This is a genomic window from Megasphaera massiliensis, assembly GCF_000455225.1.
GTDB classification, from domain to species: Bacteria; Bacillota; Negativicutes; order Veillonellales; family Megasphaeraceae; genus Megasphaera; species Megasphaera massiliensis.
This window is the reverse complement of the sequence record NZ_HF954537.1, coordinates 613,628-633,973: the sequence shown is the minus strand read 5'-3', so window position 1 is coordinate 633,973 and position 20,346 is coordinate 613,628. Positions and strand designations below refer to the sequence as shown.

Sequence of the window (20,346 nt, the reverse complement as noted above, 5' to 3'; positions counted from 1 at the left end):
TGTTACTTCATCTGTCGGAATGTTCCGGTGGACTTGGCACCTTCCCGAATGGGGGTTGCCGCAGCGTCATCGGGCCAGTCCCTCAGCTGCTCTGGATGAAAGGTATATCGTTGTTGCAACTTATAATAGCACGGCTTTTTGCCGTTGTCAATAAGTAATCTTTACTCGGCCCAGTTTCCGTTGGTGAATACAGGGACGACGGTGCCGTCTTTTTTTAGGCCCGTAATGGTAAGGTCTTTGGAACCGACCATGAAGTCGACGTGAATCATGGAATCGTTGAGGCCGGCTTTAGAAAGGCCTTCTTTGTCGAGTTCTGTGCCGCCTTCAAGGCAGGTCGGGTACGACGCGCCCAGGGCTAAATGGCAGGAGGCATTTTCATCGAATAAGGTTTCGTAGAATAAGATGCCCGACAGGGAAATGGGAGAGGCGTAGGGGATGAGGGCCACTTCGCCCAGGCGGCCGGCGCCTTCATCGACGGCGACGAGTTTTTGTAAGACGTCTTCACCGACTTTAGCGGCGGCGTCGACGACCTTGCCGTCTTTAAAGGTCAGGTGGAATTGATCGATGGTGTTGCCGTTGTATACGAGGGGCCGCGTACTGTATACCGTACCGTTTACGGCATCGGCCTTGGGGGCCGAGTAGATTTCTTCTGTCGGCACGTTGGCATTGAATAAGATGCCCGTTTCCGTTTCTTCCATGCCGCCCTGCCAGATATGGTTATCGGGAAGGCCGACGGTAAGATCCGTGCCCAGGCTGTTGGTGTAGTGAAGGCTCGTGAAGTGCTGATTCGTCATCCACGTCCGGCGGGCCTTGAGGTTGGCCAGATGGGCATCCCAGTCGGCCAAGGGGTCTTTTCCATCGGCTCTCGACGATTGGAGAATCTGGTTCCAAAGGGCGTCATAGGCTTTGTCGGCGTCAAGATCAGGATAGAGGAGCTTGGCCCAGACGGCGCTCGGTACGGCGGCGACGAGCCACGTCGTCTTCGAGGCCATCATGCCGTCGATATATTCTTTTAAGGCCTTATTGTGCGCCTTTTGCTGGGCAAAGATCTTCTTCGTATCGATGCCGCTCAGGAGTTTGGGATTGGCCGAAATGAGGCTCAGGAAGGCCGCTTTTTTATGATAGTAATGAAGGCTGAAGTCGCGGCGCCAGTCCGGCAGGGACTCAAAAGACGACAGGTCTTCGTGTTCGTAGCGCAGGCGGGTCATGTCGTCGGAACGCCAGTTGACGACGACTTCGGAAGCACCCATGGTGTAGGCTTCTTTGGTCAGTAAGGTGACGAAGTCATGGCCTTCGACGGGGGCATTGATGACTAAGGTCTGTTCTTTTTGAAGATTGAGGCCTTTTTGCAGTAATACCTGTGCGTAGGCCGTTAATTGTTCAATCGTTGGCATAGAATCAACTCCTTTATATAACTATGATAAACGCCAGGCCGTCTGTTTCCACAGCCGCCAGTTGAGGGCCGCGGCGTTGATGGCCAGGCTGATGATCAGGCTGAGCCAGTAGCCGAAGGGGCCGTATGGCGTGAGATGGGCCATGGCATAGCCCATGGGAATGCTGATGAACCAGTAGGTGATAAAGGCGATGTAGGTAATGATGCGGACGTCTTTATAGCCGCGGAGGATCCCCTGGACGGGTGTACCCATAGCATCGCAGAAGGCAAAGGCTACGGCACACAAGAGGAAGGTTCGGAGGGCCCGGAAGGTTTCGGCATCCGTCGTAAAGATGGCGGCAATGTCGTCGACGAAGACGTACGTGAATAAGGTAACGCCGACGGCGATGATGAGGGCCGTGATTTGACAGAGAACGGCGTATTGCCGGGCACCCTGATAGTTTTTGGCGCCTACTTCGTAGCCGATGACGATGGTTGCCGCCAGGCTGATGCTCCAGGGAATGGTATAGGTCAAGGTCGTGAAGCTGATGGCGCCCTGGTTGGCGGCGAGATATAAGGTCCCGAATTCTGCCATCAAAAGGCTGACGATGGAAAAGAGGCTGGTCTCACAGAAGACGGCGATGAAGATGGGAATGCCCAGTTCCAACTGGTGATAGGCGTGATGCCAGCTGAAAGGACGCAGGCGGCGCCATAAATCGTACGAGCGAAAGGGTTCCATAAAGGTCAGGACGGCGACGAAGAGTAAAAAGGACACCCAGCCGGCGATGGTAATGGCATAGCCCGTGCCGATGCCGCCCATGGCCGGAATGGGGCCGGCGCCGAAGATGAGCAGGCGAAAGAGGATAATGGTGAGAACCAAGTTGGTCATGAGGATGGCCATCGATATCTGGGTCTTGCCGTGGGCGTCGACGACGTAGCGAATCGTCGCCTGAAGACAAATGGGAACCAGTCCCAAAGCCAGGGCCTTGAGATATTCCCAGGCAATATAATGAACCTTTGGCTCAAGGCCCATGAAGTCGAGAAAGGGCGGCAGCAGCACATAGCCTAAGAGGAAAATCACGACCGTAAAGGCCAGGCTCAGATAGAGGCTCTGCATGATATATATGGGAATCTCTTCCGTCTTTTTGGCGCCGCGGAGCTGGGCGATGATCGGCGAGATGCCGAAGAAGATGCCGCACAGGCCGGCAAAGACGGGAATCCAGATGTTGACGGCAACGGCGACACCGGCCAGATCGACCGTACCGGCACGGCCGCTGAAAATCGAGCTGAAGACCGACGTGCCGACTTGGGCCATCTGGGTCAAGAGCAGGGGAAAAAACAGGGTCAGAAAATGACGCCATTGGCTGCGATGGGGGAACATAGAAACCTCCTTATACGAAAAAAGCGTTGTCTCAGAGGACAACGCTTTTTCTACAGTTCAACTTATTTGCCCATCGCATTGACTTTGGAAGCCAAACGGGATTTTTTACGAGCTGCCGTATTTTTATGGAGAACGCCTTTACGTGCGGCGCTGTCGATTACGCTGCTAGCTTTATCAAATGCCTGTTTAACGGCATCAGCGTCACCGCCGAGGATGGCTTCGTTCGTACGGCGGATAGCGGTATGAACGGAAGATTTTACTCGAGAGTTAGCTGCATGACGAGCTGCGTCTTTTTCCATCGTTTTCATGTTGGATTTAATCTGCGGCAATGGATTCACCTCCCTAATTTACAAGAACACTAGAAAAAATTTTACCATATGCCACAGAAAAAATCAATAGTTTTTTTGCAGGACATGCGATTAGGCTTTACCTTCCGAACCGAGGACGGATTTAATTTTGTGAGCTACGATGTCGTGAACGAACTGACGGCCGTCGGTCAGGTACTGGCGCGGGTCGAAGTGATCCGGATGCTGAGCCATGTGCTGGCGGATGCCGGCAGTCAGGCCGAGACGGAGGTCAGAGTCGATGTTGATCTTGCAGACCGAGAGAGAGGCTGCTTTGCGGAGCTGATCTTCGGGGATACCGACAGCATCAGCGAGGTCGCCGCCGTTGGAATTGATGATCTTGACGTATTCCGGTACGACAGAGGAAGCACCGTGGAGTACGATCGGGAAGCCCGGCAGGCGTTTGGAAATGTCTTCGAGGATGTCGAAGCGGAGCGTCGGCGGTACGAGAACGCCGTCGGCGTTGCGCGTGCACTGTTCCGGAGTGAATTTGAAAGCGCCGTGGCTGGTGCCGATAGCGATAGCCAAGGAATCGACGCCCGTGCGGGATACGAATTCTTCGACTTCTTCCGGACGAGTGTAGTGAGCTTCTTCAGCCGAGACGTTGACATCGTCTTCGATGCCGGCCAGCTGACCGAGTTCGCCTTCGACGACGACGCCCTTGGAATGAGCATATTCAACGACTTTTTTCGTCAAAGCAATATTGTCTTCGAAAGAATGTTTGGAGCCGTCGATCATGACAGACGTGAATCCGCTGTCGATGCAGTCTTTGCAGGTTTCAAAGTCAGCACCGTGGTCGAGGTGAAGGGCGATGGGGAGATCGTAATCTTCCAGGGCTGCGGCTACGAGATGTTTCAAGTACGACGGTTTCGCATATTTGCGGGCACCGGCCGAAGCCTGAAGGATGATCGGGGATTTCAATTCAGCAGCAGCTTCTGTGACAGCCTGGACGATTTCCATGTTGTTGATGTTGAATGCACCGATGGCATAGTGGCCTTCATAGGCTTTTTTAAACATTTCTGTAGTTCCAATTAATGGCATGTTTACATTCCTCCTACAAGTTACGTATAGAATAGTGTTAATGTATATAATTCCAGCCGGCCTGACGGACGAGGGCGTCCATATCTTCAGGCAGCCGGGAATTAACGGTAATGAAGCGATGTGTCATGGGGTGGGTAAACTGCAGGCAGTAGGCGTGGAGGGCCTGACGCTGCATGAGTCGGCGGGAACCGCCGTAGAGGTCGTCCCCTAAGAGGGGATAGCCGAGGTAACTGCTGTGGACCCGGATCTGATGAGTCCGTCCGGTATGAAGCACCACTTGGAGCAGGCTGTATTCAGAGGACCTCGCCAGGCAGGTGAAATCGGAATGAGCCGGCTTGCCGTCGAGCCTGACACAGCGGGTAATGATGCTGTCGGGACATCTTCCGATGGGGGCGTGTACAGTTGTGACCCGCGCAGGGTATCGTCCCTGACAAATGGCCAGATACAGCCGTTTATAGCTGAGATCTTTTTTGTCGAAGGCGTACTGAATCTGCGGTTCTTTGGCGACCATGCACAGGCCCGACGTATTTTTATCGAGGCGATGCATGGGGTGATATGAGCAGTGTTGACCCGTCGCGGCGTAGTGATAGGCCACGGCGTTGGCCAACGTCCCGTCTCGAACGGCCGACGTCGGATGCATTAAGATGCCTGCCGGCTTATCGATGACCATGAGGTAGTCGTCTTCGTAGACGATGCCGATGGGGATATCCTCGGGTGCAAATTCGTTTTTGACGGGAATGACGATGGACACGACATCCCCTTCCCGGACGAAATCGCGCGTCGAGGCAGGCTGGCCGTTGATGGTACAGCTGCCGCTGTGCTTGATGCGGCGTCTTAGTGTGGATGAGACGCCGAAGTGTTTCATCGCGCCGGCTACGGTCGTAGGCCGGTGGAGCGGACCGACTGTAAAATGAATCATTGGCATATTCCTCTATCTTGGCGTTGTCTATCCTTATTATACCCAATAGAAATAAATAAATCCACACATTTCAGGAAAAGAGGTGGGCTATATTTTAGCCCGCAAGCAAGGAAATACGCTGATTTTGAGAAAATGGAGAAAATTTCATCTTCATAAACAGGAAACTTGACGCTATGCGTCGAAATAGTATAACATAGAAAGGCTATGTATCCGTTTTCGGCATTTCTGCGAAAAGGGCCTTTCAAAAAGAAGGAATTGGACAGGTCGACAGAGAATATATAAATACATCAGCTTAATTGAAACAAAGCAGGTGATAAGGAGTGAAACGGTTTTCCAGCGAATTTATTGAACAGGTTCGCCAGGCCAATGACATCGTCAGCGTCATCTCGGATTACGTCTCGCTGAACAGACGGGGCCGCAATTTTTGGGCCTGCTGTCCTTTCCATAATGAAAAGACGGCGTCCTTCAGCGTCACGGCCGATAAGGGATTTTTCTACTGCTTCGGCTGCCATGCCCATGGCGACGTTTTTCAGTTCATTATGAAAAAAGAAAACCTTTCCTTTGCAGACGCCGTCGAGCGATTGGCCGAACGGGCCCATATTGCCCTGCCCGTCATCGAACGGTCGGCTGAAGAAGTAGCCCGCGATAAACTGCGGGACCGACTCTATGAAATCAATGAAATGGCAGGGAATTTCTTCCATAACTGCCTGGTAAAGACCCATTACGGGGAACCGGGGCTGGCCTATTTTCACAAGCGTCACGTATCGGGCGATACGATTGACGCCTTTAAGCTGGGCTTTGCACCGGACAGCTGGGATAAGCTGACCGGCGCCTTTATGAAAAAGGGCGTCACCGGCAAAGAACTGGTTGCACTGGGTCTGGCAAAAGAAAAAAACGGCCACTTTTACGACGCTTTTCGCGGCCGGGTCATGTTTCCCATCCGCGACGGCCGCAGCCGCATCGTCGGTTTCGGCGGGCGAGTCCTCGACGACAGCAAGCCGAAATACCTCAATTCCCCGGAAACGCCGATCTTCAATAAACGGCGCCTCTTGTTTGCCATGGATATGGCCCATAAGGCGATTTTCGAAGAAGGGCGGGCCATTTTGGTAGAAGGCTATATGGATGTCATCTCGGCCCATAACCGAGGCATTCACAACGTCGTAGCGTCCTTGGGGACGTCCTTTACAGATGAACAGGCGCGGCTCCTCCAGCGTCAGGCTAAAGAACTCGTCCTGGCCTACGATATGGACGGCGCCGGCCGCCAGGCCACCCAGCGGGCCATGACCATCGTCAGAGGCCTCGGCATGCACATTCGCATCCTGTCCCTGCCTCAAGGGAAGGACCCTGATGAATACATCAATGCTGCCGGGCCGGATAAATTCCGGGAAGCCGTAGGCGATGCGCCCAACGTTCTCGACTACATGCTGAGACGGGCCCTGACCCTTTACGATGCGGCGACCTTGGAAGGAAAGTCGGCCATTACGGCCATGGTCCTCCCCGTCGTGGCCGCCGTCGACAATCGGGTCCTCTTAGAGGCTTTTTTGAAAAAAATGGCCGGTCAGCTGCAAATCGGCGAAGACGCCGTTCGCAGTGAATTTAATAAATACGTCGCAGCCCATCCGGAGGCCGGACAACAGCAGGTCGTCATCTCGCCGTCTGTATCGCAGCACAATGCTGCCGCCCGCGGCACGGGAACCATGGCAGTCGCCGAAGAAAACATCCTGCGCTTTCTCTTGGAAAAGCCGGCGGCTTGTGAGCGCATCCGCGCGAAAGTAGACCCGGTGTTCTTTGCCGATGAACGGCGCCGCCGTATTTATCAAATTATATTAGATACATATGCACACCAAGGGATGTACACACTACATGACATCCAGCAAAAATTAACTCCTGAGGAGGCCGAAGAAGTTGCAAGAATTATGGTTCTGCAAGATGTCCCGTTGGACGAAAACGTGTTGATGGATTATGTCAAACGGTTTCGCCTGGCGGACCTGCAAAAACAGTACCTTGAACACAGCCGCCTGGCTGCCGGCTACAGCCGCACGGGCGATGCAAGATTGGCAGCTGAGCTTGCCATCTGCAAACAAATTAACGATGAAATGAAGCAATGGTCTTAAGGAGCAGAAAGGAGCCTGTACACCATGGTGAATAAAAAGACAGACGATATGAACGAAACGAATAAAACGACAAAGAAGACCGTACGCCGCAAGACGACGAAGAAGAAAGACGCGTCGGCGAAACCGGCCCTGACGGAAAAAGAACGTCGGGAATTGGCCCTGCAGCACATACAGCAACTCCTGCAAACGGGGCAGAAGAAGGGCAGCCTGACCTATACGGAAATCATGAACCTCATGGAAGAAGACGACTTGACGCCGGACCAAATCGACAAGATGTATGAACTCTTTGCCGATAAGGGCATCGACATCATCGGAGAAGATGACTCCATGCGCGATCGTGATGACATAGATGATGAAGATACGGAAAAAGTACCGGATATGCACACCGTCGACCTCAGCGTGCCCGAAGGCATCAACATCGACGACCCGGTCCGCATGTATTTAAAAGAAATCGGCCGCGTGCCCCTCTTGTCGGCAACGGAAGAAATCACCCTGGCCAAGGCCATTGAGCAAGGGAACGCTCCCGATGCGACGGAAGAAGATATCAAAGCCGGCACCATTGCCAAGAAAAAACTGACCGACGCCAACCTGCGTCTCGTCGTCAGCATTGCCAAGCGCTACGTCGGCCGAGGCATGCTGTTCCTCGACCTCATTCAGGAAGGCAATCTGGGCCTCTTGAAAGCCGTCGACAAATTCGACTACAGCAAGGGCTATAAATTCAGTACCTATGCTACTTGGTGGATCCGCCAGGCCATTACCCGCGCCATTGCCGACCAGGCCCGGACCATTCGAATCCCGGTCCACATGGTCGAAACGATCAATAAACTGATCCGCATTTCCCGTCAGCTCCTCCAGGACAAGGGCCGCGAACCTCTTCCGGAAGAAATCGCCGAAAAGATGGATATCCCCGTCGAACGCGTTCGGAATCATGAAGATCGCCCAGGAACCGGTATCCCTGGAAACGCCGATCGGCGAAGAAGAAGACTCCCACTTAGGCGACTTCATCGAAGACTCGGAAGCCGTAGCGCCCGATGACGCCGCGTCCTTCATCCTCTTGAAAGAACAGATCGAAGACGTCTTCTCGTGTCTCACGGACCGCGAACGAAAGGTCCTCTACCTTCGCTTTGGCCTCAAAGACGGCCGGCCGCGGACCCTAGAAGAAGTAGGGCAGCACTTTAACGTCACCCGTGAACGTATCCGCCAGATTGAAGGCAAGGCGTTGAGCAAGCTCCGCAACTGGGGCAAGCGGGAAAAAATCAAGGATTTCCTCTAAGCCATTTATATTTCTATTATATAGGATCTCGTTTCTTTCGAAGGAGGCAGTTTCATGGATAAAGCCAATCGCCCCCACATCTTCTGCCATATGGAGACGTCTCTTGACGGCAAGATCATGGGGAAGTACCTTTGGATCGAAGAAACAAACGCTGAAGAAGATTCGTTTTACACCTTGTTTTCCGGCCCCAAGGCGTACTTTAAGCCCCAGGCACTCTTAAACGGCCGGACGACGGTGGAAGACAATTTCACCTTTTATAAGACACCTGACGTCGATGAGAGCGCCGCTCTCGTTCCCGACGGAGACTTTTTAGCCGACGACGGCAAGACGGGCTTCTACCTCATCGTCACCGACTCCAAGGGCCGCGTGGCCTGGGAAGAGGGACAGCTCACCGATTTCTACGGCCATGAAAAAGCCCAGGTCGTCGAAGTCCTGTCGGAACAGGCGACGAATGCCTATAAAGCCTACCTGCGCGACAAGGGCGTCAGCTATTTGATCTGCGGGAAAGACAGCATCGACCTGGAGCTGACCTGCCGCAAATTGAAAGACGTCCTTCACCTCGATTCGGTCATGCTCGGCGGAGGCGGAGCCATCAACTGGAGCTTCCTCCAACAGGGCTTATGCGACGAAGTGAGCGTCGTCATCGCCCCGGCAGCCGACGGCAGTGCCGACACGCAGACCTTGTTCATGGCCCGTCCCGGTTTTTCTGACGACCAGCCCGTCGTCTTTTCCGTGAAAGACTGTAAGGTCATGGCCGACGGCAAGGTTTGGCTGCGCTATGACGTAAAGGGGAAGAGTCAACACGATTTTGCCGCTGACAGTGAATATCAGGCCGTTCAGGATATGCTGGCCAAGGTCGGTAATCCGTAAAGGAGGATTCCCAAAAGAACGTCCATGACAATCCGTACATCGAAGTCTCCCTCGGGAGCCACGAAGTGCAGGGCAAGATGGGCATGGGATGCCTTTTGACCGGCAAGGCTGAATTCTTTAAAGAAGGCGACCTCTTTGACGCCATGAAGGACAAATGCGCCTTTACCAACCGCGTCTGGTCTTTACATCGGAAACGTGCAAACAGACGATTTAACAAAAAAACGAACTCCTCTGACAAGTGTCGCCGTCGTGCGGCCTGTCGGAGGAGTTTTTTTTGCCTTTGGCCTTCATGGGGAAGGGCCGTTCTTTTTATGATATAATGGTATATATATTATGAGGACGCAAAAGGAGTAAGGCCCTTTGGAGAGAGACACTGCCCAATCCGGCATAGGGACGGGAGACGCCTTTGGCGTCTGTCCGCGGACGGTTGTGATGGCCTTTGCCGACGGTCCGGGGCCGGTACAGCCGAATTGGAAGGCGATAAGCATCGTTTCGGCAGGCGGTCGAATTGCGGAGCTTTATGGGAGGTCAGCCATGGATCGATTGCAAGACAAGATAGAGCGTTTTCGGCGTCGCTTAAGGAGCCTCAGTGATTTTGAAAAATGGGACTGGCAGGAAGAATTTCGCCTTCGCTTTACCCATGATTCGACGGGAATCGAAGGGAGCCTTCTGACCGTCCTCGACGTCAAGATGATCCTCTTCGACGGCATCATTCCGGCCGGGACCAAAGTCGCTGACTACGAGGCCGTACGCGGTCACGACCGGGCTTGGACAGCGCTGAGAGAGGCGGCAGCGGCGGGCCTTCCCTTGACAGAAGCGCTGATAGGAGACATCCATAGATTGGCAGCGCCCTTAGATACGAGGGGCGGCTCCTATCGGGACCGATCCGTTTCTATCCGCGGCTCGCAGTATGTCCCGCCGGCAGCAGAAACGATCTCTGAGGCGATGAAATGGTGGCTTTCTCGGATAGGCGATGACGCCGTTTTAAATCCCCTTGAAAAAGCCGCCCGGATCCACGGTGAATTCAGTAAGATCCAACCTTTTTTGTCGGGAAACGGACCGACGGCCCGCCTGATGATGAATTACCCCTTAGTAGGGGCCGGCTATCCGCCTCTTTCGATACAAAAAGCACAGCAGACGGAGTATTTTCAGGCCCTCGAAGCCTATGAGCTGGACGACGAGATCCAGCCCTTGCGGGAGCTTTTAACGGAGTGCTTGGAAGAACGCTTGGCTGAATTTTTTTCGATGTACGGCCGCTCTTACTAGTCAACGGCTGTCGATGAGCACTTAAGGAGGGGAGTGTGATGAAAGAAGAGAGAAGTAAGAGCTATACCCTGCGATCTCACGATACGGCATTGCTTGATTTTTCCCTGTATCTAGAGAAAGCCATGATCGCTCACGCCTCGTATACAAAGTATCGGATTGAAATCAATAAGTTCTATTCAGAACAGGAGGCCCTCTTGCCCATGGCTCTTAAAATAGGCGGCCCTCTTACGGGAGAAAGGCTTTTCCACTGGATACAGTGCCGTAAAGTTCCCCGGAATCGTCGTTTTTCCGAGTCTATCCGCGCTTCCCTTGACGGCGGCCGGTTCCTCGGTTATGTTGATGTGACGCGAGCCTTGTCCCTCAATGATGTCTATTGGATTACCGCTGCGGATGATTCGACTTCCTGGGCGGACTGTAATTTATACGATAATCCCTTCGATGACAGGCTGACACAGATTGCTTTTACCGGGGCGGGAGGCTCTGTGTCCGGCATGATTGCGACGCCGGAAATCACGACTTGCGGGATGCTGAGAAAATGCTGGATTCGAAAAGGCGGCGATATCTATTTAAGAAAGGGAGTCGATTTTATGCCGTCTCCTGAAGGCTTGAATCAGGCCGTGCTGGAATGGTACGCTGCACAAGTCGCTGCCGTCATGGCATTTTCTCACGCTCTTTATGAGCTGGAAACCTATACTCATTCCGACGGGACGAGGGAAACGGTATGCCTGGGAAAACTGTTTACCAGTACCGATGTGGGCTATGTCGATGCCTATACGTATTTTTCCTATAAAGGTCTTGATAGGAATGCTTTTCAGACCTATAGTTTAGAGATGCAGCACGTCATGGCTGAGCTCTACGGACGGTGCGAATATGCTGATATGATGATATTTGACAGCCTAATCTGCAATAAGGACCGCCACTATGGAAATTTCGGCTATCTTTACGATACCCGGACGGGCCGATTATTACAGCCGGCACCGTTGTTTGATAATGGTTGTTCTTTGCTCTATGATGCCAATTCCTATGAATTGGAACATATCGATGAATACCTGCGGACGTCCGGCAGGCAAGGGGCGTCGATGCCCTTCGATATCCTGGCCCAATTCTTTGTGGAGCCCCGCCATATAGAGGCTCTTAAGAGGCTGACGGTCTTTTCCTTTGAAAATCATCCGACCTGTCCCTTGCCGGAAAAGACCTTGGCACGGCTGACGAACTTCGTCCGCCTGCGGGCTCAGCGTATTATTGATTTATACGAAGCCAGGGAGAAGCACCATCGCCTGACGGCTACCGATTAAGAGCCTCGTTGAGAAAAAATGTCTTGGCCTTGTGATAACGGCTGCAAAGTAAAAAAATATGCGCCGACGCCTTGGCGAAGCAGTCTGAGTGTACATTATAGGATGTTGATCAGGCGATAGCAGAAAAGCAGTCCCCCTTGTTCGGGACTGCTTTTCTTGTCAGGGGGTTCATGGTTTTCCTCATATCAAACGCAGGTGCCGCCCCGATGCGGCTGGCTGTTTTTCGGTGATGGTGTCATGCGGAATCTCTCAAGGTGCCCTCTGCTGCTCGTTTGGACATGGTTTCCGCCCTTTTGGCAGACTGTAAGGGAATGGATTGACTTTATTCTCATATAGCATCATACTACAGATATAACGATTAAACGATTATTTGATGGCTGCCTGAATAAGATGTATAAAGCCATTGAATCCTATCCATATAGGAGGCAGGTATCTTGCCTGCAATCCTTGAAAGAAAGGGGGTTGCCGTAACCATACGGAAAGCAAGCCCTTTGATAAAACACACAGTGTCGGCCGACAAATCTGCAATCCGTTGGCTGACAGGCAGATATGCCCTGTGATTGAGAAAGGCCGGGAACACATTGCAAAAGAGTAGACATACGATGAACGACATGATAACCATGGATCAATTAAGGCCGAAACAGAGTGCCTATATCCGTGCCATTGGCGGCAGCGGTGCCCTTCGGCATCATTTATTGGATATGGGGCTGACGCCGAAGACCGAGGTTACGCTCCGTAAAATCGCGCCCCTGGGAGATCCGATCCAAATTGAACTGCGCGGCTATGAATTGACCCTGCGCCTCGATGAAGCGAAAAAGATAGAGGTAGAGGATATTCATCAAAAGGCGCAGCCCAAGAGCCAATCGGAATCCTACCGACCCATTGCCCATCCCGGCGTGGGGGAATTGGGAACGGACGGGGACTACCATGTCCATGACAAGGCGGACGCCATTGCCAAAGGGCAGCCCTTGACCTTTGCCTTAGCCGGGAACCAGAATTGCGGCAAGACGACCTTGTTTAATCAACTGACCGGAGCCAAGCAGCATGTCGGGAATTTTCCCGGTGTCACCGTCGATCGAAAAGACGGGACCATTCGCCATTATCCGGAAGCTACGGTTACCGATTTGCCGGGGATTTATTCCCTGTCGCCCTATTCCAGTGAAGAAATTGTAACCCGGGATTTCCTGATGAAAACCAGGCCGTCGGGGATCATCAATATTGTCGACGCCTCCAATATTGAGCGCAATTTGTACCTGACCATGCAGCTCATGGAGTTGGGAATCCCCATGGTCCTGGCGCTGAATATGATGGATGAGGTACGGGCCAATGGCGGTTCTGTCCGCATCAACGAATTAGAGCAAACCCTGGGCATTCCGGTAGTGCCTATTTCGGCTGTAAAAAATGAAGGGATTGACGAGCTCGTTGACCATGCCATTCATGTGGCAAGGCATCGGGAAATCCCGGCCCGGATTGATTTCTGTGCCGAAAGCGACATGCCGGGAGATCAGGTCGGCGCCGTGCATCGAGCCATTCACAGCACGGTTCATCTCATCGAGCCCTATGCGAAAGCAGCCGATCTTCCGGTCCGTTTTTCGGCGACCAAGGTGATTGAGAATGACCCTTTGATCGGGAAAGCGCTGGCCTTGCCGCCGGAAGCCCAAACGGCGTTGGAACAAATCGTACGGGTCATGGAAAAGGACAGCGCCCTTGATCGGGAAGCGGCCCTTGCCAACATGCGCTTTACTTTCATTGAAAATGTCTGCGCGAAGACCGTCGTAAAGCCTCGTGAAAGCCGGGAGCACCGACGCAGCGTCGCCCTGGATCGGATATTGACCGGCAAATATACGGCCATTCCGGCTTTTCTGGGAATTATGGCCTTCATTTTTGTCATGACTTTCAACTTTATCGGAGCCGGCCTGTCGGAGCTCATGGCCATGGGCGTAGATGCCGTGACGGGCTTGATCGACGCGGGACTGACGGCCGCCGCCATCAATCCCCTGGTCCATGCCCTGGTCATCGATGGGATCTGTAATGGCGTCGGCAGCGTCTTGAGTTTTCTTCCCACCATCGTCACCTTGTTTTTCTTCCTCTCTATCCTCGAGGACAGCGGCTATATGGCCCGAGTGGCCTTTGTCATGGATAGACTGCTGCGGCGCGTCGGCTTGTCCGGTCGGAGTTTTGTGCCCATGCTGATCGGCTTTGGCTGTTCCGTCCCGGCCATTATGGCCACGAGGACCCTGTCCAGTGAACGGGATCGAAAAATGACCATCCTCCTCACGCCCTTTATGAGCTGCAGTGCCAAACTGCCGATTTACGGGCTCATGGTCAGTGCCTTTTTCCCGAAACAGTGGCAGGCTGTGGTCATGATCGGCTTATATTTCTTCGGAATTTTCTGCGGCATCCTCTATGCGCTGCTGCTGAAAGGGCGGGTGTATAGAGGCGAGCCGGTGCCCTTCGTCATGGAACTGCCGAACTATCGGCTGCCGTCGGCCAAGAGTGTCGTCCGCCTCATTTGGGAGAAAGCCAAGGGCTTCATTCAGAAGGCCTTTACCATTATTTTTGCGGCGACGATCATCATCTGGGCCCTGCAGACCTTCGATACGCAGCTCAACGTGGCGGCCTCGCCGGATACGAGTCTGCTGGCCATGATCGGCAGCCTGACGGCACCGATTTTCAAGCCCCTGGGCTTTGACGATTGGCGGGTGGCGACGGCCCTGATTACCGGGTTTACGGCCAAGGAGAGTGTCGTTTCGACGCTGTCCGTACTATTAGGTGATGATGTGTCGGCCCTGTCGACGTTGTTTACGCCCTTTACGGCCCTTATATTCCTGGTGTTTACCCTGCTTTATACGCCCTGCGTGGCAGCCGTGGCAACGGTGCGTCGGGAGATGGGGTCGGCCCGGGCAGCCGCCGTTACCGTCGTAGTACAGTGTGCCATTGCCTGGGTTGTCGCTTTTATTGTCCGTGAAATCGGACTCCTCATGGGGTTCGTCTAGCGAAAGTGAGGTGAGATACGCATGAATGCGGCGAGTTTTCTGTTATTGGCCGTCATCGGCGTGTTATTCGTCCTTGCCGTCCGCAGCGTTCTAAAAGGCGGCGGAAATTCATGCGGCGGCAACTGTTCCGGATGCTCGATGCGCTGCAAGGAAGGGAGACGAAAAGGGTGAGGGATGCTGCTAAAACCTGGCGGTGACAGTCACCCGGTAAAGTCGTTTCCGCGCGTCCTTTAAGGCATCTTTGAAATTATGGACGCCTGCGGCATAGGGATGCGTCAGAATCGGTTATGGACCGCGTCGTCGGACAACAGGAACTACACATATTTATTGATTTATAAGAAGCGGGAAGTCTCAAGGATACCTGACGGCAGCCTCTTGGAATCCCGCCTCAGGTGCCGCGGCCAGGCCCTTTTTAACGGCATAAAAAGCAAAAAAATACGACGACCTGTTATCTCCGGGATAAGGTCGTCGTATTTTTGTGTCGTGCTGTAACGGGTTCTCCTTCGCTGAAGAAAGCGTTGTAATTGGTGGGCCCACTTGGGATCGAACCAAGGACCAACCGGTTATGAGCCGGTGGCTCTACCGCTGAGCTATAGGCCCATGTAATCAGCGCGTAAAGTCTTACCAAGTTATTATACGCCAATCGGAAAGGGCCGTCAAGAAGGGAGATGGCATGGTCGCCGACGGTACGCCGGTCTATGAGGGGAACTGACGAGGAAGCCGTGCCTAAACTCGTGGAAGTGGGACGATTTTTAGCCTGTCAGCGGCAAAATCCCATAAATTTGCAATTATCGGTGGCAGTCTCCTTCGATTTTCGTTATAATATAGCTTAAATAATTATGTAAGGGGGAAAAGGTCATGGCTGATATTCGTATTTTAAGGGGACAACGGATTGTTCCCGACGTCGATCAGGCGCTGCACTTTGCCGGCTATCAGAAGGCCGGTCTCGGCCGGGACAAGAGCCTTGCTCGCTGTCAGGAATTGGTACCGGTCCTGCGCCCGTTGATGCAGGCTAAGGCCGTTTTGGCGTTTACCGACGACAAGGTCTATGCGATCCTGACGTTAGGCGAGGCCGTCAGCCGCCAGCTTGATCGATATGAAAAAGACGGCGACGTCATGGATTCTCTCTTGTTCAATGCCTTGGCCGATACTTGCCTCATGGCCCTTGAAGCAGACGTCCTTCAGAAGCTTCAACTCATCTGCCGGCAAAAGGGGTGCGGCATTACGGGCCGTCACGAACCGGGCAGTGACATTCCCATAACGGCCCAGGCCGACGCTGTGCGAGAAACGAAGGCCCGTCAGTCCGTCGGCGTCACCGTGAATCGAGACTCCGTCCTGTCGCCGGCCAAATCGATGAGCCTGGTCTTTGACGTCGGGCCCGATGCCAACGTATTTCGCGCTGCCCATGACTGTGCGGCCTGCCCTAAGACCGACTGTGACCGCCGGCAGGAGAAGAGCGGCGAAGCCGTCGTGACCGTTCCGGCCGGGGTTAAGGTCGATGAGGCCATCCAAGGACAGGGAACGAGCCTTCCCATGCCCTGCGGCGGCAAGGGCCGCTGCGGAAAGTGCCGCGTCCGCGTCGTGTCGGGAACGCTTGCCGTGACGCCGGCCGACCGCAACGTCTTCTCCGACAGCCAATTGCGTGAAGGTTGGCGGCTGGCCTGTCAGGCCGAAACGACGGAAGACACGGAGATCGCCGTACCTCTTCGCGAACAGCAGGGATTTTCGGCACTGGCCCTTCATGAAGATGAGACCTCCGGCGATGACCTTTTGGCGAACCATGGCTGCGGCATTGCCGTCGATATCGGGACGACGACCATTGCTGCGGCCCTCGTCGATCAAAGGGACGGCCGCATCGTGGCTGCGGCGACGACCGGAAGCCATCAGCGCTCCTTTGGGGCCGACGTCATCAGCCGTATCGATGCGGCCAATAAGGGCAAGGGCAAGGCCTTGCAGAAAGCCGTTCGCCGGGATATTCTGGGACTGATGGAAAAACTCTTTGACGATCATCCCGAAGCCAAGGCCTCGTGCCATAAGGTTGCCATCGCGGCCAATACGACCATGATTCACCTGCTCATGGGCTGGTCCTGTGAAGGCCTTGGAAATTGGCCTTTTACGCCGGTCTCCTTAGGCGGCGAGACCTATTCGTTCAGCGAGGTCTTTGGAAAGGGCGGCTTCCTGACGGACTGTCAGGTTACCTTGATTCCCGGTATGAGTACCTACGTCGGCGGCGACATTACGGCCGGCATTGCCGCCTGCGGCCTCATGGATTCCGACGAAGTTACCTTATTCATCGATTTAGGTACCAATGGGGAATTGGTCCTGGGCAATCGGAATCAGCGCTTCATCGCCTCGGCGCCGGCAGGCCCGGCCCTCGAAGGGGGCAAACTAAAGTGGGGGACGGCCAGCGTCTCCGGCGCCATCTGCGGCGTCCGCATCGAAGGCGGTAAAGCCGTTGTCCGCACCATTGACGGCGCCGTTCCCGTCGGTATCTGCGGGACCGGCATCATCGAAGCCATGGCCGGCCTCGTTTCAGAAGGACTCGTCGATGAGACGGGAAAATTAGAGGAACCTTATTTCACCATGGGCTTTACCCTGGGGTCGACCCTCGATTATGAACGCATCGTCCTCAGCCAGAAGGATATTCGGGAAATCCAAATGGCTAAGAGTGCCATTCGGGCCGGTATTGAAACCCTCATCGAACGGAGCGGCATCGATCGCCGACGCATCGATCGGGTTTGCCTGGCCGGGGGGTTCGGTTATCGCCTCGACCCGGAGAAAGCCGCCGTCATCGGCCTCTTGCCGCCTGATTTAGCGGCTAAGGCGACAGCTGTCGGCAATACGGCCCTCCAAGGGGCAGCGGCCTTCCTGTCAGGATCCCTTTCGGAGGAGAACCTGCGGACGGCTGCCGCCGGGGCTGAAGAAATTGTCCTTGGCAACGAAGAAGCTTTTCAACGCTTGTACATTTCATATATGAATTTTTAGGGGGAAGGTAGATTGACCAACGAAGCATTTCAGCGGCTCTTAGACAGCGGCGTCGTCCTCCTCGACGGCGCCACGGGAACCAATTTACAGCAGGCCGGCATGCCTATCGGCGTCTGCCCGGAACAATGGATTTTGGAAAATCGTCAAGTCATGATCGACTTGCAGCGGAAATTCATCGATGCCGGCACGCAGATCGTCTATGCGCCGACCTTTACGGGAAACCGCCTGAAACTGGCGGAATACGGATTAGACGATGATTTAAAAGCCATCAATGAGGGGTTGGTGGCCATTTCGAAAGAAGCGGCTGGAGACAAGGCCCTGGTCGCCGGCGACATGACCATGACCGGCCGCCAGCTCTATCCCATGGGGGATTTGACCTTTGAAGAATTGGTGACGGTCTATAAGGAACAGGCGAAGGTCCTTTATGAAGCCGGCGTCGACCTCTTTGTCGTCGAAACGATGATGAGCCTTCAAGAAACGCGGGCCTGCGTCCTGGCCATCAAAGAAGTCTGCGATTTGCCCATCCTGGCCACCCTGACCTTTGAGAAAGACGGCCGCACCTTATACGGTACGCCGCCGGAAGCGGCTGTCGTCGTCCTCGAACACTTAGGCGTCGACGCCGTCGGTCTTAACTGCTCGACAGGGCCGGCCGACATGGTCGATACGGTGCGAACGATGTACGAGTACGCCAATATCCCTATCATCGCCAAGCCCAATGCGGGCCTTCCGGAACTTGACGGTGACAAGACGGTCTATAAGACGACGCCCGAAGAATTTGCCAAAGACGGACTCCTCCTCATCGAAGCCGGGACCCATATCGTCGGCGGCTGCTGCGGAACGACGCCGGCTCATATCAAGGCCTTGGCCGACGCCGTAAAAGATTTGACGCCGAAAGTTCCTCAGGCCGTCCATTCCCGCGTACTGGCCTCGGAACGGCAGGTATTAGAAATTCACCTCGACGGCGATTTTCAAGTCATTGGCGAACGCATCAATCCGACGGGCAAGAAAAAACTCCAGGCTGAATTGAGAGCGGGAAAACTCGACTTAGTCCGCTCCATGGCCCGCGAACAGGAACGGTACGGGGCGTCCATTCTCGACGTCAACATGGGGACCAACGGCATCGACGAAAAAGACATGATGCTCAAAGCCATCTATGAAGTAACCGGTGTATCGGGACTGCCCCTGAGCATTGACACCAGTTCGCCGGACATCATGGAAGCGGCCCTTCGGATCTATCCCGGACGGGCCTTGGTCAACTCCATTTCCTGTGAAACGGAAAAATACGAAAAGCTCCTGCCCGTCGTCAAGAAGTACGGCGCCATGTTCATTGCCCTTCCCGTATCGGATGAGGGCATTCCCAAGACGCTCGCAGAAAAACACGCCGTCCTCGATGAGCTCTTGGATCACGCCGATAAGGCCGGATTTAAGCCGGAAGACATCGTCGTCGACGCCTTAGTGGCCACCGTCGGTGCGGCGCCGTCGGCAGCGCTCGACTGTATGGCGACCTTTTCCCACTGTAAAAAAGATTTGGGCCTGGCCACGGTCTGCGGCCTGTCCAACATTTCCTTCGGCCTGCCCGACCGGATGTACGTCAATGCCGCCTTCCTTTCCATGGCTATTGCCAGCGGCCTGACCATGGCCATTGCCAATCCGTCTCAGGACCTCTTGATGAATACGGCAGCCGCTGCCAATATGCTCATGAACCGCGAAGGAAGCGACCTCGGGTATATTCGCCGCATGCAGTATTTCGACAAGAAAGAAGCCGAAGCGAAACGTCAGCAGGAAGCGGAACTCTTGGCCCGTCATGGTGAATCCTTGTCCGGACCGGCCTCGGGGGAGTCTGAGGGCACGGACGAAAAGCCGGTCAGTCCCGTCTATCAGGCCGTCTTAGACGGCGAGAAAGAGGCCATCGTTGCCCTGGCTCAAGCGGAGCTGGCCAAGGGGATGACCCCTGGGGCCGTCATCGATGAACAGCTCATTCCGGCCATTACGAAAGTCGGTGACTTATACGACAAGCAGATTTATTTCCTGCCCCAGCTCATTGCCAGCGCTAATACGATGGAGACGGCCATTGCTTACCTTGAGCCCCTCATCCAAAAGGCACCGGGCGAGAGCGACATGGCGACCATCATCATCGCCACCGTCGAAGGCGATGTCCATGACATCGGCAAGAACCTCGTCGGCCTCATGCTGCGCAACTACGGCTATAAGGTCATCGACCTCGGCAAAGACGTGCCGGCCGGCAAGATCATCGAAACGGCCCTTTGCCACAAGGCGTCTGTCGTCGGCCTGTCGGCCTTGATGACGACGACCATGATGCATATGAAAGACGTCATTGCCGAAGCTGCCGACCGGCATTATGACGGCAAGATCATTATCGGCGGCGCTGCTGTCACGCCGAGCTTTTCTGAGGAAATCGGTGCCGACGGCTATTCTAAAGACGCGGCAGACTGTGTGAAACTCGTCAGCCGCCTGTTATCGTAAAAGGGG

The 20,346-nt window shown here is 54.3% G+C and carries 13 protein-coding genes, 1 tRNA gene, 1 pseudogene and 1 riboswitch; of the genes and pseudogenes, 9 read left to right on the top strand and 6 right to left on the bottom strand.

Features of this window, described 5'->3' with window-relative positions; translation table 11 throughout:
- Window positions 1–4: 4 nt before the first annotated feature.
- Window positions 5–102: riboswitch (SAM riboswitch) on the bottom strand.
- Window positions 103–161: 59 nt separating this feature from the next.
- From TX77_RS06345 to TX77_RS06325, 5 genes are all read right to left on the bottom strand, one after another.
- Window positions 162–1,394 (bottom strand): aminopeptidase, encoded by a 1,233-nt coding sequence (locus TX77_RS06345; protein WP_044503937.1) that lies wholly within the window; start codon window positions 1,392–1,394, stop codon window positions 162–164.
- A gap of 21 nt (window positions 1,395–1,415) precedes the next feature.
- Window positions 1,416–2,753, bottom strand: a complete 1,338-nt coding sequence (locus TX77_RS06340; RefSeq protein ID WP_044503936.1) for an MATE family efflux transporter — start codon at window positions 2,751–2,753, stop codon at window positions 1,416–1,418.
- 62 nt (window positions 2,754–2,815) lie between these two features.
- A complete protein-coding gene (gene rpsT / locus TX77_RS06335) occupies window positions 2,816–3,082 on the bottom strand; it encodes a 30S ribosomal protein S20 (RefSeq protein WP_044503935.1) in 267 nt (88 codons plus the stop codon).
- 90 nt (window positions 3,083–3,172) lie between these two features.
- Window positions 3,173–4,138: a class II fructose-1,6-bisphosphate aldolase gene (gene fba, locus TX77_RS06330; RefSeq protein WP_044503934.1), complete on the bottom strand. Its 966-nt coding sequence runs from the start codon at window positions 4,136–4,138 to the stop codon at window positions 3,173–3,175.
- A gap of 37 nt (window positions 4,139–4,175) precedes the next feature.
- Window positions 4,176–5,057, bottom strand: coding sequence for an RluA family pseudouridine synthase (locus TX77_RS06325; protein WP_044503933.1), 882 nt, complete (start codon window positions 5,055–5,057; stop codon window positions 4,176–4,178).
- Between the two features lie 320 nt (window positions 5,058–5,377).
- On the opposite strand from TX77_RS06325, the gene dnaG reads away from it, so the two are divergent.
- The 7 genes and pseudogenes from dnaG (at window position 5,378) to TX77_RS13605 (ending at window position 15,042) form a co-directional block, all read left to right on the top strand.
- The gene (dnaG, locus tag TX77_RS06320; RefSeq protein ID WP_044503932.1) at window positions 5,378–7,171 is read left to right on the top strand and encodes a DNA primase; all 1,794 of its coding nucleotides are present in this window, start codon (window positions 5,378–5,380) and stop codon (window positions 7,169–7,171) included.
- 24 nt (window positions 7,172–7,195) lie between these two features.
- Window positions 7,196–8,444 (top strand): annotated as a pseudogene (rpoD, locus tag TX77_RS06315) (RNA polymerase sigma factor RpoD).
- Window positions 8,445–8,498: 54 nt separating this feature from the next.
- A complete protein-coding gene (locus TX77_RS06310) occupies window positions 8,499–9,314 on the top strand; it encodes a dihydrofolate reductase family protein (protein ID WP_044503931.1) in 816 nt (271 codons plus the stop codon).
- A gap of 360 nt (window positions 9,315–9,674) precedes the next feature.
- The gene (locus TX77_RS06305) at window positions 9,675–10,580 is read left to right on the top strand and encodes a Fic family protein (protein WP_081651709.1); all 906 of its coding nucleotides are present in this window, start codon (window positions 9,675–9,677) and stop codon (window positions 10,578–10,580) included.
- 38 nt (window positions 10,581–10,618) lie between these two features.
- Complete coding sequence (locus TX77_RS06300) at window positions 10,619–11,875, top strand: hypothetical protein (RefSeq protein WP_044503930.1); 1,257 nt, start codon at window positions 10,619–10,621, stop codon at window positions 11,873–11,875.
- 602 nt (window positions 11,876–12,477) lie between these two features.
- Window positions 12,478–14,871, top strand: a complete 2,394-nt coding sequence (gene feoB / locus TX77_RS06295; RefSeq protein WP_230198075.1) for a ferrous iron transport protein B — start codon at window positions 12,478–12,480, stop codon at window positions 14,869–14,871.
- A gap of 21 nt (window positions 14,872–14,892) precedes the next feature.
- Window positions 14,893–15,042, top strand: a complete 150-nt coding sequence (locus tag TX77_RS13605; protein WP_154651875.1) for a FeoB-associated Cys-rich membrane protein — start codon at window positions 14,893–14,895, stop codon at window positions 15,040–15,042.
- Window positions 15,043–15,396: 354 nt separating this feature from the next.
- Here TX77_RS13605 and TX77_RS06290 read toward each other — a convergent pair.
- A tRNA-Ile gene (locus TX77_RS06290) sits at window positions 15,397–15,471 on the bottom strand.
- A gap of 258 nt (window positions 15,472–15,729) precedes the next feature.
- Between TX77_RS06290 and TX77_RS06285 the strand changes: the two genes are divergently transcribed.
- Together TX77_RS06285 and TX77_RS06280 are read left to right on the top strand one after the other, a co-directional pair.
- Window positions 15,730–17,856: an ASKHA domain-containing protein gene (locus tag TX77_RS06285; RefSeq protein WP_044503929.1), complete on the top strand. Its 2,127-nt coding sequence runs from the start codon at window positions 15,730–15,732 to the stop codon at window positions 17,854–17,856.
- A 12-nt stretch (window positions 17,857–17,868) separates the two neighbouring features.
- Window positions 17,869–20,340 carry a homocysteine S-methyltransferase family protein gene (locus tag TX77_RS06280; protein ID WP_044503928.1) on the top strand — a complete coding sequence of 824 codons (2,472 nt, stop codon included), beginning with the start codon at window positions 17,869–17,871 and terminating at the stop codon, window positions 20,338–20,340.
- Window positions 20,341–20,346 lie beyond the last annotated feature (6 nt).

Excerpts from the sequence above, each read along its gene's own strand:
- TX77_RS06345 (WP_044503937.1), bottom strand. The coding sequence starts at position 1,394 with ATGCCAACGATTGAACAATTAACGGCCTACGCACAGGTATTACTGCAA.
- TX77_RS06340 (WP_044503936.1), bottom strand. The coding sequence starts at position 2,753 with ATGTTCCCCCATCGCAGCCAATGGCGTCATTTTCTGACCCTGTTTTTT.
- fba (WP_044503934.1), bottom strand. The coding sequence starts at position 4,138 with ATGCCATTAATTGGAACTACAGAAATGTTTAAAAAAGCCTATGAAGGC.
- TX77_RS06325 (WP_044503933.1), bottom strand. The coding sequence starts at position 5,057 with ATGATTCATTTTACAGTCGGTCCGCTCCACCGGCCTACGACCGTAGCC.
- TX77_RS06310 (WP_044503931.1), top strand. The coding sequence starts at position 8,499 with ATGGATAAAGCCAATCGCCCCCACATCTTCTGCCATATGGAGACGTCT.
- TX77_RS06300 (WP_044503930.1), top strand. The coding sequence starts at position 10,619 with ATGAAAGAAGAGAGAAGTAAGAGCTATACCCTGCGATCTCACGATACG.
- feoB (WP_230198075.1), top strand. The coding sequence starts at position 12,478 with ATGAACGACATGATAACCATGGATCAATTAAGGCCGAAACAGAGTGCC.
- TX77_RS13605 (WP_154651875.1), top strand. The coding sequence starts at position 14,893 with ATGAATGCGGCGAGTTTTCTGTTATTGGCCGTCATCGGCGTGTTATTC.
- TX77_RS06285 (WP_044503929.1), top strand. The coding sequence starts at position 15,730 with ATGGCTGATATTCGTATTTTAAGGGGACAACGGATTGTTCCCGACGTC.